The sequence below is a fragment of the Paenibacillus sp. FSL H3-0310 genome (assembly GCF_038002785.1).
Taxonomy (GTDB): Bacteria; Bacillota; Bacilli; order Paenibacillales; family Paenibacillaceae; genus Paenibacillus_AQ; species Paenibacillus_AQ odorifer.
Genome location: NZ_JBBODC010000001.1, coordinates 279,507 through 294,406 on the forward strand (window position 1 = coordinate 279,507; position 14,900 = coordinate 294,406).

General features: G+C 47.2%; 9 protein-coding genes, 16 tRNA genes and 1 rRNA gene. 25 read left to right on the forward strand and 1 reads right to left on the reverse strand.

From position 1 onward, the window contains the following. Window positions 1–70: 70 nt before the first annotated feature. From MHH63_RS01425 to MHH63_RS01505, 17 genes are all read left to right on the forward strand, one after another. Window positions 71–2,997, forward strand: a 23S ribosomal RNA gene (locus tag MHH63_RS01425). A 60-nt stretch (window positions 2,998–3,057) separates the two neighbouring features. Then, window positions 3,058–3,133, forward strand: a tRNA-Asn gene (locus tag MHH63_RS01430). 3 nt (window positions 3,134–3,136) lie between these two features. Further along, window positions 3,137–3,229 (forward strand) — tRNA-Ser (locus tag MHH63_RS01435). An 18-nt stretch (window positions 3,230–3,247) separates the two neighbouring features. Then, window positions 3,248–3,322 (forward strand) — tRNA-Glu (locus MHH63_RS01440). A 55-nt stretch (window positions 3,323–3,377) separates the two neighbouring features. Continuing rightward, window positions 3,378–3,453 (forward strand) — tRNA-Val (locus MHH63_RS01445). A gap of 17 nt (window positions 3,454–3,470) precedes the next feature. Then, window positions 3,471–3,547, forward strand: a tRNA-Met gene (locus tag MHH63_RS01450). Between the two features lie 25 nt (window positions 3,548–3,572). Next, a tRNA-Asp gene (locus MHH63_RS01455) sits at window positions 3,573–3,650 on the forward strand. 10 nt (window positions 3,651–3,660) lie between these two features. Then, window positions 3,661–3,736: transfer RNA gene (locus MHH63_RS01460), tRNA-Phe, on the forward strand. 28 nt (window positions 3,737–3,764) lie between these two features. Next, window positions 3,765–3,840: transfer RNA gene (locus MHH63_RS01465), tRNA-Thr, on the forward strand. 5 nt (window positions 3,841–3,845) lie between these two features. Continuing rightward, window positions 3,846–3,931 (forward strand) — tRNA-Tyr (locus MHH63_RS01470). A 6-nt stretch (window positions 3,932–3,937) separates the two neighbouring features. Continuing rightward, window positions 3,938–4,011 (forward strand) — tRNA-Trp (locus tag MHH63_RS01475). 23 nt (window positions 4,012–4,034) lie between these two features. Continuing rightward, window positions 4,035–4,110: transfer RNA gene (locus tag MHH63_RS01480), tRNA-His, on the forward strand. Between the two features lie 43 nt (window positions 4,111–4,153). Further along, window positions 4,154–4,229, forward strand: a tRNA-His gene (locus MHH63_RS01485). 19 nt (window positions 4,230–4,248) lie between these two features. Then, window positions 4,249–4,323, forward strand: a tRNA-Gln gene (locus MHH63_RS01490). 6 nt (window positions 4,324–4,329) lie between these two features. Further along, window positions 4,330–4,404: transfer RNA gene (locus MHH63_RS01495), tRNA-Gly, on the forward strand. 9 nt (window positions 4,405–4,413) lie between these two features. Next, window positions 4,414–4,487 (forward strand) — tRNA-Cys (locus MHH63_RS01500). Window positions 4,488–4,501: 14 nt separating this feature from the next. After that, window positions 4,502–4,580, forward strand: a tRNA-Leu gene (locus MHH63_RS01505). Window positions 4,581–4,716: 136 nt separating this feature from the next. Here the strand turns inward: MHH63_RS01505 and MHH63_RS01510 are convergent. Then, window positions 4,717–5,472 carry an AraC family transcriptional regulator gene (locus MHH63_RS01510; protein ID WP_341171142.1) on the reverse strand — a complete coding sequence of 252 codons (756 nt, stop codon included), beginning with the start codon at window positions 5,470–5,472 and terminating at the stop codon, window positions 4,717–4,719. Window positions 5,473–5,799: 327 nt separating this feature from the next. Here MHH63_RS01510 and MHH63_RS01515 point away from each other — a divergent pair, with 327 nt between their 5' ends. From MHH63_RS01515 to MHH63_RS01550, 8 genes are all read left to right on the forward strand, one after another. Next, a complete protein-coding gene (locus MHH63_RS01515) occupies window positions 5,800–6,939 on the forward strand; it encodes a BMP family ABC transporter substrate-binding protein (protein WP_076184828.1) in 1,140 nt (379 codons plus the stop codon). A gap of 117 nt (window positions 6,940–7,056) precedes the next feature. Then, the gene (locus MHH63_RS01520) at window positions 7,057–8,619 is read left to right on the forward strand and encodes an ABC transporter ATP-binding protein (protein WP_076130297.1); all 1,563 of its coding nucleotides are present in this window, start codon (window positions 7,057–7,059) and stop codon (window positions 8,617–8,619) included. Next, complete coding sequence (locus tag MHH63_RS01525; RefSeq protein WP_341171143.1) at window positions 8,612–9,658, forward strand: ABC transporter permease; 1,047 nt, start codon at window positions 8,612–8,614, stop codon at window positions 9,656–9,658. Before MHH63_RS01520 ends, MHH63_RS01525 begins: the two co-directional genes overlap by 8 nt. Next, entirely contained in the window at window positions 9,655–10,593 is a 939-nt protein-coding gene (locus MHH63_RS01530) for an ABC transporter permease (protein WP_036685567.1), read from the forward strand. The genes MHH63_RS01525 and MHH63_RS01530 overlap by 4 nt, the downstream gene beginning before the upstream one ends. A 40-nt stretch (window positions 10,594–10,633) precedes the next feature. Beyond that, window positions 10,634–11,590, forward strand: coding sequence for a nucleoside hydrolase (locus MHH63_RS01535; RefSeq protein WP_076184827.1), 957 nt, complete (start codon window positions 10,634–10,636; stop codon window positions 11,588–11,590). A 3-nt stretch (window positions 11,591–11,593) separates the two neighbouring features. Next, window positions 11,594–12,991, forward strand: coding sequence for an ADP-ribosylglycohydrolase family protein (locus MHH63_RS01540; protein WP_341171144.1), 1,398 nt, complete (start codon window positions 11,594–11,596; stop codon window positions 12,989–12,991). 485 nt (window positions 12,992–13,476) lie between these two features. Further along, window positions 13,477–14,238: a methionine ABC transporter ATP-binding protein gene (locus tag MHH63_RS01545; protein ID WP_341171982.1), complete on the forward strand. Its 762-nt coding sequence runs from the start codon at window positions 13,477–13,479 to the stop codon at window positions 14,236–14,238. Beyond that, the gene (locus tag MHH63_RS01550; RefSeq protein WP_036685560.1) at window positions 14,231–14,893 is read left to right on the forward strand and encodes a methionine ABC transporter permease; all 663 of its coding nucleotides are present in this window, start codon (window positions 14,231–14,233) and stop codon (window positions 14,891–14,893) included. The genes MHH63_RS01545 and MHH63_RS01550 overlap by 8 nt, the downstream gene beginning before the upstream one ends. The last annotated feature ends 7 nt before the right edge of the window (window positions 14,894–14,900 follow it).

Below are 14,900 nucleotides of genomic sequence, written 5' to 3' on the forward strand. Positions count from 1 at the left end.
AGTAAATGTTATTAGTGAGATGATTCCAAAGAGAATGTCATCGTATGATATTTTCCTGCGGAAGAATCAAGGTTAAGCTAATAAGAGCACACGGAGGATGCCTAGGCGCCAGGAGCCGACGAAGGACGTGGCGAACAACGAAACTGCCTCGGGGAGCTGTAAGCAAGCTTTGATCCGGGGGTGTCCGAATGGGGAAACCCAGCTGTGGTAATTCGCAGTTACTCATTTCTGAATACATAGGAAATGTAGAGGCAGACCAGGGGAACTGAAACATCTAAGTACCCTGAGGAAGAGAAAACAATAGTGATTCCGTCAGTAGCGGCGAGCGAACGCGGAACAGCCTAAACCTAAGAGCTTGCTCTTAGGGGTTGTGGGACGTCTCACATGGAGTTACAAAGGAATATGGTAGGTGAAGAGGTCTGGAAAGGCCCGCGATAGAGGTAAAAGCCCTGTAACCTAAACTGTATTCTCTCCGAGACGGATCCCGAGTAGTGCGGGGCACGTGAAACCCCGTATGAATCCAGCAGGACCATCTGCTAAGGCTAAATACTACCTGGCGACCGATAGTGAAACAGTACCGTGAGGGAAAGGTGAAAAGCACCCCGGAAGGGGAGTGAAATAGAACCTGAAACCGTGTGCTTACAAAAAGTCAGAGCCCTATTAATGGGTGATGGCGTGCCTTTTGTAGAATGAACCGGCGAGTTACGTTTAACATGCAAGGTTAAGCCGAGAAGGTGGAGCCGCAGCGAAAGCGAGTCTGAATAGGGCGAATTAGTATGTGGACGTAGACCCGAAACCGTGTGATCTACCCCTGTCCAGGGTGAAGGTGCGGTAACACGCACTGGAGGCCCGAACCCACGTACGTTGAAAAGTGCGGGGATGAGGTGGGGGTAGCGGAGAAATTCCAATCGAACTCGGAGATAGCTGGTTCTCCCCGAAATAGCTTTAGGGCTAGCCTCGGTATAAGAGTAGTGGAGGTAGAGCACTGATTGGGTGCGGGGTCCGCAAGGATTACCAAGCTCAGTCAAACTCCGAATGCCATATACTTATTGCCGGGAGTCAGACAGTGAGTGCTAAGATCCATTGTCAAAAGGGAAACAGCCCAGACCATCAGCTAAGGTCCCCAAGTGTGTGTTAAGTGGGAAAGGATGTGGAGTTGCACAGACAACCAGGATGTTGGCTTAGAAGCAGCCACCATTGAAAGAGTGCGTAATAGCTCACTGGTCGAGTGACTCTGCGCCGAAAATGTAACGGGGCTAAACACACCACCGAAGCTATGGCTAGATACGTATGTATCTGGGGTAGGGGAGCGTTGTGTAGGGGTTGAAGGTGTACTGAAAAGAGCGCTGGACACTACACAAGTGAGAATGCCGGTATGAGTAACGAAAAGATCAGTGAGAATCTGATCCGCCGAAAGCCCAAGGTTTCCTGAGGAAGGCTCGTCCGCTCAGGGTAAGTCGGGACCTAAGGCGAGGCCGAAAGGCGTAGTCGAAGGACAACAGTTTGAAATTACTGTACCACCGTAATCCGCTATGAGCGATGGGGTGACGCAGGAGGGTAGTGACGCGGACTGATGGATGTCCGTCTAAGCAGTGAGGCTGATGTGTAGGCAAATCCGCACATCATTAAGGCTGGGCTGTGATGGGGAGCGAAAATTATAGTAGCGAAGGTCATGATCTCACACTGCCAAGAAAAGCCTCTAGCCAGGAGAAGGTGCCCGTACCGCAAACCGACACAGGTAGGCGAGAAGAGAATTCTAAGGCGCGCGGAAGAACTCTCGTTAAGGAACTCGGCAAAATGACCCCGTAACTTCGGGAGAAGGGGTGCCCCGGTAGTGTGAATAGCACGAGGGGGCCGCAGTGAAAAGGCCCAAGCGACTGTTTAGCAAAAACACAGGTCTGTGCGAAGCCGCAAGGCGAAGTATACGGGCTGACGCCTGCCCGGTGCTGGAAGGTTAAGGGGAGTGGTTAGGGGTAACCCGAAGCTATGAACCGAAGCCCCAGTAAACGGCGGCCGTAACTATAACGGTCCTAAGGTAGCGAAATTCCTTGTCAGGTAAATTCTGACCCGCACGAATGGCGTAACGACTTGGGCGCTGTCTCAACGAGAGATCCGGTGAAATTTTAATACCTGTGAAGATGCAGGTTACCCGCGACAAGACGGAAAGACCCCATGGAGCTTTACTGCAGCTTGATATTGAATTTGGGTACGATCTGTACAGGATAGGTGGGAGCCGTAGAAATCGGAGCGCAAGCTTCGGTGGAGGCGCCGTTGGGATACCACCCTGATCGTATCTAGGTTCTAACCTAGTGCCCTAATCGGGTACGGGGACCGTGTCAGGCGGGCAGTTTGACTGGGGCGGTCGCCTCCTAAAGAGTAACGGAGGCGTTCCAAGGTTCCCTCAGAATGGTTGGAAATCATTCGCAGAGTGCAAAGGCATAAGGGAGCTTGACTGCGAGACCTACAAGTCGAGCAGGGACGAAAGTCGGACTTAGTGATCCGGTGGTACCGCATGGAAGGGCCATCGCTCAACGGATAAAAGCTACCCTGGGGATAACAGGCTTATCTCCCCCAAGAGTCCACATCGACGGGGAGGTTTGGCACCTCGATGTCGGCTCATCGCATCCTGGGGCTGAAGTAGGTCCCAAGGGTTGGGCTGTTCGCCCATTAAAGCGGTACGCGAGCTGGGTTCAGAACGTCGTGAGACAGTTCGGTCCCTATCTGTCGTGGGCGCAGGAAATTTGAGAGGAGCTGTCCTTAGTACGAGAGGACCGGGATGGACGTACCGCTGGTGCACCAGTTGTTCCGCCAGGAGCATGGCTGGGTAGCTACGTACGGACGGGATAAGCGCTGAAAGCATCTAAGCGTGAAGCCCCCCTCAAGATGAGATTTCCCAATTAGTAAGACCCCTTGAAGACGACGAGGTAGATAGGTTGGAGGTGGAAGTGCAGCAATGCATGGAGCTGACCAATACTAATCGGTCGAGGGCTTATCCTATACGTAGAATGCAGATTCGTTTCGGATTCAGTTTTCAGGCATCAAGCCTGGTATGAATATTCCCTGATAGCTCAGTTGGTAGAGCACTCGACTGTTAATCGAGTTGTCACAGGTTCGAGTCCTGTTCGGGGAGCCATATGGAGAGGTGTCCGAGTTTGGCCGAAGGAGCACGATTGGAAATCGTGTAGGCGCCACAAGCGTCTCGAGGGTTCGAATCCCTCTCTCTCCGCCACAAATTTTTAATTAGTATGGCCCGTTGGTCAAGGGGTTAAGACACCTCCCTTTCACGGAGGTAACATGGGTTCGAATCCCATACGGGTCACCAAATTTTCACTTGATTTATCCTAGTGGACTTTGGTACAATAACAATTGTTGTTTATGGAGGCTTAGCTCAGCTGGGAGAGCATCTGCCTTACAAGCAGAGGGTCGGGGGTTCGATCCCCTCAGCCTCCACCATAACACTTTCTTACTGACGCGGGGTGGAGCAGCCCGGTAGCTCGTCGGGCTCATAACCCGAAGGCCGCAGGTTCAAATCCTGCCCCCGCAACCAATTAACTTAAGCAATTATATCTTTTGGAACCGTGGTGTAGTTGGCCTAACATGCCTGCCTGTCACGCAGGAGATCGCGGGTTCGAATCCCGTCGGTTCCGCCATTTTCATCATGGCTCGGTAGCTCAGTCGGTAGAGCAGAGGACTGAAAATCCTCGTGTCGGCGGTTCGATTCCGTCCCGAGCCACCATTTATCATCACAAAAGAATGAGTGCCATGCCGGTGTAGCTCAATTGGTAGAGCAACTGACTTGTAATCAGTAGGTTGGGGGTTCAAGTCCTCTCGCCGGCACCATCCTTGGAGGATTAGCGAAGTGGCCAAACGCATCAGACTGTAAATCTGCTCACGTGAGTGTTCGGTGGTTCGAATCCATCATCCTCCACCAGTTTTTAGGGGCATAGTTTAAAGGTAGAACAACGGTCTCCAAAACCGTTGGTGTGGGTTCAATTCCTGCTGCCCCTGCCAAGTTCTTTCTAAAGTTTAATATGGCGGCCGTGGCGAAGGGGTTAACGCACCGGATTGTGGTTCCGGCATTCGTGGGTTCGAGACCCATCGGCCGCCCCATTTACTTTAAAATGAATAATGGCAACAATATCAACTTAATATGGCGACTGTGGCGAAGGGGTTAACGCACCGGATTGTGGTTCCGGCATTCGTGGGTTCGAGACCCATCAGTCGCCCCATTTTACTTTAAAATGTTATTGGGGATTAGCCAAGCGGTAAGGCAACGGACTTTGACTCCGTCACTCATAGGTTCGAATCCTATATCCCCAGCCATTTTATGCGGACGTGGCTCAGCGGTAGAGCATCGCCTTGCCAAGGCGAGGGTCGCGGGTTCGATTCCCGTCGTCCGCTCCAAGTTTTCATGGCGCCATAGCCAAGTGGTAAGGCAAAGCTCTGCAAAAGCTTTATCCCCAGTTCAAATCTGGGTGGCGCCTCCATTTAGTTCATATGTGCCGGCGTGGCGGAATGGCAGACGCGCTCGACTCAAAATCGAGTGGGAAACCGTGGAGGTTCGAGTCCTCTCGCCGGTATCTTAAAAAGGTTTGTAAGACTGCTTATAAAAGCATTCTTACAAACCTTTTTTCTTTATGTCCTTGGGTTTACAGCAGTAAGCCGTTGAATAGAGAGTTTCTCTATTTCAACGGCTTTTTTTAATCTGATTAGTGATTAACCTGATTGATTATTAATGCGGAATGCTCGCGGAGTAAGACCTATTTCTCGTTTAAACATATTGCAGAATTGGGCATCGTTCACAAAACCTGCAGCAGCGGATACTTCAGAGATTTGCATCTGAGTATGACGTAATAGAGACTTTGCATAATCCAGGCGTTTTAACAGCAAATACCGCAGGGGTGAAGACCCGAAACGTTCTTTAAATAGATGGCGAAAACGATCGTAACTATATCCGGACATTTCTGATAGTGTTTCGACGGACAATTTATGGCGATAATGCTCATTCATATAATTAAGGACATATTGTACTCGATCTTCTGTTGGGGATTGATATCCAGAGGCACTAAGAAGCCTCATAAGATGGACGGTAATCTCGCTCATTTGTAGGTTTAGAAGCTCAGAGAATCCGTCTTGCTTGCGTGTAAACTCTGCTTTCATTCGCAGCAGGATTTGAAGAACGGTCTGATCTTTATCATCTTCATATATGCCGAGCAGATTACTCATATTAGGGTGTTCCGAGTGGAAGCCTACAAATAATACATTTGCATCCTCACGGTGGTGCTCGTCATGTTTATGATTGGGTGGCACAAGCGCGAAAGAAGAGGAGCGAAAATGGTAACTTCGTGGGCCAACATTGGTTGTCCCTACCCCCTGTAAATAATAGACTAGTTCGTAGCATTCATGCTGGTGTGGAGGGATATAAGTATTTAGCTCATGTGTGGCACTTACAATATATAGAACACGATCCATGATGATCCTCCAATACTTATGTTTTAGCCGAATCGTACAAAACTATGACCGAAATCATATAATTATTTTTAATAATATTTGTTATGATCGTATCAATAAATCCGAAAGTTCGCAACCTGACTGGCCATCTCGTTCGGAAATAAAGCGGATTATTAATAATAATGGTATTTTTATTGCTATTTTTGAGCCTAAACGTTAAATTTATTACTTTTAATGATACTTTATTTGGAAAAAAGAGAATTTCCATTTGAACCGTGAATTATACAATGGGTGAAGATGGGATTCTGCGGATTACTAACCAACTAAAATTAGGGGTGGAATAGAGTAATGAATAAAAAAGTTCTTTCTTTGTTGTTATTAATGGTGATGGTTCTGGTCACAGCATGTGGGAATAACACGTCCAATAACGGTTCTTCTGCGAATACTGGATCAAACGCTGCTGAGGGTGGAGAAACAGGTGCAGGGGATAAACTCAAGGTTGTATTGCTGATTCCGGGGACACTTGGGGATAAATCATTTTTTGATTCCGCTAATAACGGCTTGCAAAAGGTTAAGGATGAACTTGGTGCAGTAACAAAGGTTGTTGAAATGGGCGTTGATAAAACGAAATGGGAGCCTACATTTAACGATATCGCTTCCGAGGATTGGGATGTAATTATTTCTGGCGGTTCTGAAATTACAGAGATGTTTAATGCAACGGCAGAATTGTATCCAGACAAAAAATTCATTAATTATGATACTGACATCGATGAAGCACCAGATAACATGTACAACATGTCTTATGCGACAAATGAAGTATCTTTCTTGGCAGGTGCCGTAGCAGCATTAGCTACACAATCGGATATGCCGAATGCTACCCCTGAGAATGTGATTGGGTTTGTCGGCGGTATGGATATTCCGGGGATTAATGCTTTCTTGGTCGGTTACATTCAAGGTGCTCAGTACGTTGATCCTGATGTAAAAGTTGCTGTGTCGTACGCTGGTGATTTTGTTAACCCGGCAAAAGGTAAGGAGCTGTCTCTAATTCAATATAACTCCGGTGTGGATGTTATTTTTAACGTGGCTGGGGGTACAGGTCTTGGGATCTTTGACGCAGCTAAAGAGAAGAAAAAATATGCAATTGGTGTAGACTCCGATCAGGCAATGTTGATTAACGATACGGATAGTGAAAAAGCAAATCTAATCGTTACTTCATCTATTAAAAAGATTGATACGGCTATTCTAGGTGCAGTGAAGAGATTGCAAGAGGGTACGCTAGAAATGGGCAAACGTGATGTATTGAGCTTTGTAGATGATGGTGTAGGTATTGCTGAGAATGATATTTATAAAAATGTATTCCCGGCTGATCTTCAGGCCAAGGTTGAAGAAGTGAAGCAAAAGCTGATCAATAAAGAAATTAAAGTGGATAATGCGATGGGGATGGAAACCGCAGAGGTAGAAGCTATTCGTAACGCAGTTAAGCCTTAAGCTTTAAATCTTAAGATCAGTTCTATAGAGATAAACCTACAGTTGGAGATTCTTCTAGTCAGGGGAATTCCAGCTGTATATTTTTGCAGACCTCCAAGTTGAAAGGCGTTGAGACCTATGTACACAGCTCTGCTGGAAATGCGGGGAATTACCAAGGTATATCCCAATGGCGTCGTTGCAAATAAAGACGTGCATTTTTCTTTACGTGAGGGAGAAATACATGCGATTGCAGGTGAGAACGGTGCAGGTAAATCGACTTTAATGAAGATTATGTTCGGCATGGAAGAGCCAAGTGAAGGCGAGATCTATATCAAGGGTGAAAAAGTAAAGCTGCAATCCGCTCAGGACGCCATTGATAGAGGCATCGGCATGGTCCACCAGCATTTCATGTTGGTACCTTCTTTTACGGTGGCAGAGAATATGGTGCTGGGTATGGAGCCGCGCAGAGGAGTTGGCATTAATTATGCCGAGGCTGTGCGCATGACGGAAGAGACCGCAAGGAAATACAATCTGGCCGTGGATCCAAAGGCAAAAGTAGAGGATCTTACAGTTGGGATGAAGCAAAAGGTTGAGATTCTTAAGGCGCTGCTGCGTGGTGCGAAAATTCTGGTGCTTGATGAGCCAACTGCGGTGTTGACTCCACAGGAAACAGAGGAATTGTTCCGCGAACTTAAGCAATTAAGGGAACAGGGCCATACGATAGTTTTTATTTCGCACAAATTAAAGGAAGTCAAAGCGATTTGCGACAGAATTACGATTATGCGCAGCGGCCGTAGTGAAGGTGTTTTTCAAACACAGGATGTGACAGAACAGGAAATCTCGCGGTTAATGGTCGGCAGAGATGTCGTGCTGAAATATGACAAAGAGATTCTGGCTGTTAGTGAGCCAGTACTAACGGTGCAGGGACTCGGTGTGAATGATGCAGATGGCAAAGCATTATTGTCGGATATCAATTTTGCGGTACGTGGTGGGCAGATCGTTGGAATTGCTGGTGTAGAAGGCAACGGGCAGACACAGCTCATTGAAGCTCTTACAGGTAGCTTGAGAGGTGTCTCAAGTCAGGGTTCTGTACTAGTGAAGGGAAAGGATATCCGTGAATCGGATATTTTGGATATTCGTAAGCTAGGCGTTTCCTATATACCGGAGGATCGGATGCGGCAAGGGATCGCTAGTGAAGCAAGCATAGCTGATAATCTGCTATCTACTCAGTATCGTACAAAAGCAATGAATAAAGGTCTTTTTTTGAATGGCTCACGAATTGCCAAGCTAGCAGTATCCCTTGTAGAGGAATTTAAAGTCCGCTGTTCAGGACCTTCTCAGCCCATAGGAATGTTGTCAGGTGGTAACATGCAGAAGGTAGTCGTAGCTAGAGAGTGTTCGACTGAACCGCAGCTGCTTATTGCAGAACAGCCGACACGGGGTGTGGATATAGGCGCAGCCCAGTTCATACATCAAAAGTTGTTGGAATTACGTTCAGACGATTGCGCGATTTTGCTAGTGTCGGCAGATTTGAATGAGATCTTGGAGATCAGCGATAGTCTGTTAGTAATGTACGAGGGTAAGATTGTTGCCTTTTTCGAGGAGCCATCTAAGGTTAGTGAGGAAGAATTAGGTCTTTATATGCTGGGGATTCATCGACAGGACGAGGAGCACATCGGGAGGGCCGTAAATCATGTTTAAAGTTAAATATTTTGAGTACATTCGGACATCGGCGGTAATCGTTATTGCACTCGCTATTGCCTTTCTGATCATCTCTTTGGTCAGTAATCAGCCTGTGAAGACGATTGGTATATTCCTATTAGAGCCGTTATCCAGTAAAGGTCATATTGGTAATGTGATTGAGATGGCGATTCCGCTCATGTTCACTGGGTTGGCAGTATCCTTGTTGTTTCGAGCCAATATGTTCAACCTGGGAGCTGAAGGGATTTTCTATTTCTCCGGTGTTGTAACTTCCGTATTGGCTATTCATTTAACGCTGGACGGCTGGCTGCATCCGATGGTAGCTATTGCTGCAGGTTCAATTGTAGGAGCGTTGCTCTCGGCAATACCTGGTATTCTGAAGGCAAAATGGAATGCTAATGAGTTGGTTACATCCTTAATGTTCAATAATATTTTGTTCGGAGTAGGGCTATACCTACTGAACTATCATCTGCGTGATGCTAAAGCTTTTGCCAATGTATCCTACAAATTCGAGAAAACGGCACTGCTGAGTAAAATGGTCTCGGGCACCCGTATTCATACCGGTCTTATTATCGTTATCGTGCTTATTACTGCAGCTCATCTATTCCTATACAAAACGAAATGGGGATATGAGCTGCGCATGACAGGCATCAACCGGGACTTTGCCCGTTATTCCGGTATGAAGACAGCCAAGGTTATTATTCTCGTCCACTTGATTGCAGGTTTTATCGCAGGTATGGGGGGCTCCGTAGAAGTGCTGGGGATGTATAACCGTTTCCAATGGACGTCACTGCCTGGTTATGGTTTGGATGGTGCCCTTGTAGCGATGTTAGCCAAAAATAATCCGCTGTCCGTAATCGGCTCTGCATTATTCCTAGCGTACATTCGAATTGGGGCTGACATGATGGCGCGTCTGTCTGATGTACCTTCAGAGATGATCTCAATTATACAGGCAATTATCATTCTTCTGATTTCGGCTGAGCAATTTCTGAAGTTCTGGAAAAATCGGATGCTCTTGAAGGAGGCGAAGGAAGCGTGAATAGTTTGTTTGATGTGATTTTTACAACTGACTTTGCGTTCTCTGTCCTTCGCGTGACGACTCCGATTCTGTTTGCCGCGCTCGGCGCACTCATCTCCAACCGTGCAGGGATCATTAACATTGGGATGGAGGGCATCATGCTTGTTGCCGCTTTAGCGGGTGTCATCATAAGCAGCTATACACATAGCGCATGGGTAGGTCTGCTTGGGGCGGTGCTGTCTGGAACATTGATCGCTGGAATATTAGCTTTTTTCACCCTGAAATTCAAAACACATATCATTCTCGGGGGTGTGGCCATTAATATGTTCGCTTCGGGAGGCACTGTGTTTATCCTCTATCTGCTTAGTGGCGACAAGGGTTCTTCCACTTCGCTGGCGAGTAAAGTTCTACCTAGTGTCCAGATTCCTTTGTTGAAGGATATCCCGGTGCTTGGACCTATTTTATCGGGGCATCACATTCTGACGTATGTTTCTATATTGGCTGTGTTTGTTGTCTACTATCTATTAAACCGTACACCGCTTGGACTGCGCATTCGTTCAGTGGGTGAAAATCCACATGCGGCTCAATCCGTGGGTGTAAGTGTTGTAAAAATACAGTATATGGCTTTGCTGCTTAGCGGATTTTTTGCCGGTTTAGGCGGTGCTTATATGTCGATGGGGTATTTGTCACTGTTTACCCGCGATATGATCGCTGGCCGGGGCTGGATTGCCATTGCCGCTGAGTCGATGGGAAGAAGTACGACCGTAGGCACGGCGCTGACCTCTTTATTATTTGGTACTGCAGATGCATTGTCGAATGCGCTACAGGTGTTGAAGATTCCTGCGGAGCTAATCGCCACTCTTCCTTATGTAGCCACAGTAATTGGACTTGTGATCTACGCAGTATCTGAGACACGAAAAAAGAATAAAAAACTTAAAAGCCCGCTAGTTAAATAGCGATTGAAATGATTGATACACAGACAAGGAGTGAGTACCTATGCCAACACCTATTATTATTGACTGCGATCCAGGGCATGATGACGCAATAGCGATACTGCTTGCCATAGCAAATTCGGAGAAGTTAGATCTGCGCGGGATTACAACGGTTGGTGGAAACCAAATTTTAGATAAAATCACGGAAAACGCCCTGAAGGTGATCAGCTTCGTGAATGCTGACATTCCTGTAGCTAAAGGGGCTGCTGGCCCACTGTTCGGCAAGCTTGTTACAGGTGAGGAAGCGCATGGTGAATCGGGTATGGATGGGCCACTTTTGCCTCCAAGTAAATTCCGCCCTGTAGAGCAGGGTGCTGTGGAGTTTATGCTGAATATCATCCGTTCTTCAGAGGAGAAGATTACGCTCGTGCCGATGGCTCCTTTAACAAATATCGCACTGCTAATCACGGCTTATCCAGAGATTAAAGACAGAATTGAAAAAATCTCACTGATGGGGGGAGGTATCTCTTACGGGAATGTCACCTCTACTGCGGAGTTTAATATCTATGTAGATCCTGAAGCAGCCCGTATTGTGTTTGAGTCGGGGATTCCGATCACAATGAGTGGTCTGGATGTGACCGATAAGGCTGCTATTTTTGAAGATGAGATCCTAGCATTGAAAGAGCGGGGACCAGTGTCTACAATGGTCGGAGAATTGCTGGATTTCTATTCGATTTACGGCAAAAAAATGGGCTATGTCGGCAGTGCGCTGCATGATCCATGTGCTGTTGCCTGGCTGCTGCATCCGGAACTATTTGAATCTGAGCATCTATATGTAACGGTGGAGACAGAAGGCAAGCTGACGCGGGGAATGACAGTTGCAGACAGACGGAAGAAGACGGATCGTCCAGCGAATGTGCAAGTATTGGTGGGCGTTGACCGGGAAGCATTTATGAAGCTGATCTTTGATTCACTGGAAAAGCTTGATCAAGAGCTGCTGCTAGCGGCTGAAGGGAAGTAGCCTATGGCAGGATGGGAGAGACTTCAAGAGACCGTGCAGTTTGAAATTGCTCAGCGTGGAGAAGAAGGTTGTCTGATTGAGGGTTTTGCGGATAAGCTAGCGGCTGCTGGTGACGATGAGCTCAAGCTGATGCAGGTATACAATGAGCTAATGGAGCTTACGATCAGTGAGGATTTTCCGTATCAAGAGCCATCCTCTCTGGAGGAGATTCGTCATCTACGTCCAGAAGGCCCACGTAAGCTTGAGGCGGACTGGAGCGAGGCGGAATGGAGAGATAAGTTCTATGGAGCCTGGCTCGGTAGAAGTGTCGGCTGCGCACTCGGGAAACCGCTGGAGTATTGGGACTATCTCTATGGGAAAGATGGCCGTCCGGGCTGGGAGAATATTGAGCTATGGTTTCAGGGTGCGGACGCCTGGCCAATTACTGGCTATACGCCTGGGCATTCACGGGCAGAGGCTGAATATGGTCTTGGCTTAAGTGAATGGACACATGCGAGTACCCGCGAGACGATCAAGTATATGGAAAGCGATGACGATATTCGCTACACTGTCCTGGGTCTTATGCTGCTGGAGCAGAAGGGTCTGAACTGGGATTCTTGGGATATCGGAAAGCTGTGGCATACACATTTAACATATAGTCAGGTGTGCACGGCGGAGACACAGTCATATATGAATTTTGCGCAGGAGACCTCTCATCTGCATGGCGAGAAGCCTGCGGATTGGCTGGTGCGGCAGGAAAGAGTGCGGATGCACTTAAACCCTTACCGCGAGTGGATTGGTGCCGCTATACGCGCAGATGGACTGGCTTATGGCGCAGCAGGTTATCCTGAGCTTGCGGCAGAACTAGGCTGGCGCGACGCTTCATTTTCACATGTGAAAAATGGCATCTACGGTGAGATGTTGAATGCGGCGATGATATCGGCAGCTTTTGCAGAGAAGGATAATGAACGGATCCTAGAGATTGGCCTTAGCGAGATTCCGCGTACCAGTCGTCTGGCCAGTGATGTTTTGCGGGGGATAGATATTGCGCAGAAGGCCAAAAGTGAGCGGGAGTTGGTTCGTAACATTTGGGATACTTTTAGTCACTATGATGCGGTCCATACAAATAATAATGCTGCTCTTGTAGCTGCGTCGCTTGTTTATGGCGGGAATGATTTTGAAAAAACAGTCGTTACTTCCGTATACGGTGGGATGGATACAGACTGTAACGGGGCTACTGTGGGCTCAATTATGGGAGCGAAGCTTGGAGCAAGTAAGTTGCCGGCTTCATGGATCGAACCGCTTCACGATACGTTATATGCCGATCTGCCCGGATTTCATCCGATAGCGATTTCGGAATGTGCGGAACGCAGCTACCAAGTGTTCTTGAAGATTCGCAGAGAGCTTGGCGAAAAGGCATAAAAGATTTAGCGAGTATGGGACTCGATAGATCAGGGATTCAGGGATTACTATATGAATTATGGGATGTCTTAAGCTATTGGCTTAGACATCCTTTTTTGCGTAACAGCAGGTCTTTAATCACACTCCAAGCAACCAAATGTAGCTTTAACTGCATTTCATACACTTAAAAAAACCAAATATGGCTATATTAACAGTGGAGCGTTTAGTGGTGGGGCAATAGGAGAATCATGATTTCAAGAGGGCAGGATTATCTTTGCTACCCTTTTTTATTTTATTAATAAATGTGTAAAAAGAGCCCGGTATAAAGGGTTTTTAGGTTTTCATCAATCTTCCTGGTATATCATTTAAAGAAAAATGATGACACAGCAGAAGAAATGTCTTATTATTTAAGGAGATTTTTAATAAAACAGATTTTAGAAAATTGTAATACAATGTCTCACTTGATGGAGGTTCATTATATAAGGGAAAGGAAGGGGGAGCTTCTAATACTGTCGCTGAGTCGGGTAAGTAAAGGGTTCAAGCTGAAGGAAGGCATCTATCAGGCTGTAGATGAGGTATCGCTGGAGGTAAAGCAGGGATCCATTCATGGGATCATTGGTGAGAGTGGTGCGGGGAAATCTACGCTGCTGCGACTGATGAATCTTCTGGAACAGCCGGATGAGGGAACGGTTACCGTAGATGGCCACAACCTGACCGAAATGCCTAGTAAAGCACTGCGTAATGCAAGGCAAAAGATTGGAATGATCTTTCAACAATTTAATCTTGTTTATAACGTCACTGTAGAGCGGAATGTTTCGATCCCGCTGGAGCTGGCAGATGTCCCAAAGCATGAACGAATGAAGCGTGTGAAGGAGTGTCTGGATTTTGTTGGACTGGCAGATAGGGCAAAACAATATCCGGCACAGCTCAGCGGAGGACAACGTCAGCGTGTTGCGATTGCCCGCGCACTAGCGAACAGTCCGGGAATATTACTGTGTGACGAGCCAACGTCCTCCCTGGACCCAGGAACCACTACAGATATCTTGAACGTGCTGAAGCATGTGAATTCAAGTCTTGGAGTAACGGTTGTCATTGTTACGCATGAGATGGATGTTGTTAAAAGCATATGTACTCATGTATCGGTGATGGAAAAAGGGCGCATTGTAGATTCGTTCTCTCGTGAAGACGGTGAATTCCGTCCAGCGGCAGCCAGTACCGGGACATACCGCGATCAGATTCTTGGTAAAGCGGGGGAAGATCATGTTTGATAGTGTACTTCAATATCAGGCACAGATGTGGGATTCGATTGGTGAAACCTTTGTGATGGTTGGTATTTCTGTTGGAGCGGCCGTGCTACTGGGGCTTCCACTGGGTACCTTGTTGTTTTTTTTCCGAAAAGGGCAGCTTTATGAGAATACAACGTTGTCTCTGGTGCTCAACAGTATCGTTAATATTATCCGCTCTTTTCCGTTCCTGCTGCTGGTCGTTGCGCTAATTCCAGTCACTCGTTTCCTGGTCGGGACCGCCATTGGTACGATTGCAGCAGCGGTTCCATTATCTATAATCGCTATTGCCTATTATGCTCGGTTAGTGGAGCAGTCGTTGCTGGAGGTTCCTAAAGGGGTCATTGAAGCAGCATTATCGATGGGAGCCTCGAAGCTGGGCTTGATCTTTAAATTTCTGTATGTGGAAGCTCGTTCGGGTCTAGTCCTTGGACTTACTACTTCTACAATTAGCTTTATCTCCTTCTCGACCGTGATGGGAGTTGTTGGTGGGGGAGGGGTTGGTGATTTCGCTATCCGTTATGGTTATCAGCGTTTTGAGACGGAAGTGATGATCTATGCCATTCTAGTGATGATTGTATTAGTCCAATTGGTTCAGTTCACCGGGGGGACTATCGCAAGGCTGTTGGATAAGCGGTAATACAAAA

Excerpts from the sequence above, each read along its gene's own strand:
- MHH63_RS01510 (WP_341171142.1), bottom strand. The coding sequence starts at position 5,472 with ATGGATCGTGTTCTATATATTGTAAGTGCCACACATGAGCTAAATACT.
- MHH63_RS01515 (WP_076184828.1), top strand. The coding sequence starts at position 5,800 with ATGAATAAAAAAGTTCTTTCTTTGTTGTTATTAATGGTGATGGTTCTG.
- MHH63_RS01520 (WP_076130297.1), top strand. The coding sequence starts at position 7,057 with ATGTACACAGCTCTGCTGGAAATGCGGGGAATTACCAAGGTATATCCC.
- MHH63_RS01525 (WP_341171143.1), top strand. The coding sequence starts at position 8,612 with ATGTTTAAAGTTAAATATTTTGAGTACATTCGGACATCGGCGGTAATC.
- MHH63_RS01535 (WP_076184827.1), top strand. The coding sequence starts at position 10,634 with ATGCCAACACCTATTATTATTGACTGCGATCCAGGGCATGATGACGCA.
- MHH63_RS01540 (WP_341171144.1), top strand. The coding sequence starts at position 11,594 with ATGGCAGGATGGGAGAGACTTCAAGAGACCGTGCAGTTTGAAATTGCT.
- MHH63_RS01550 (WP_036685560.1), top strand. The coding sequence starts at position 14,231 with ATGTTTGATAGTGTACTTCAATATCAGGCACAGATGTGGGATTCGATT.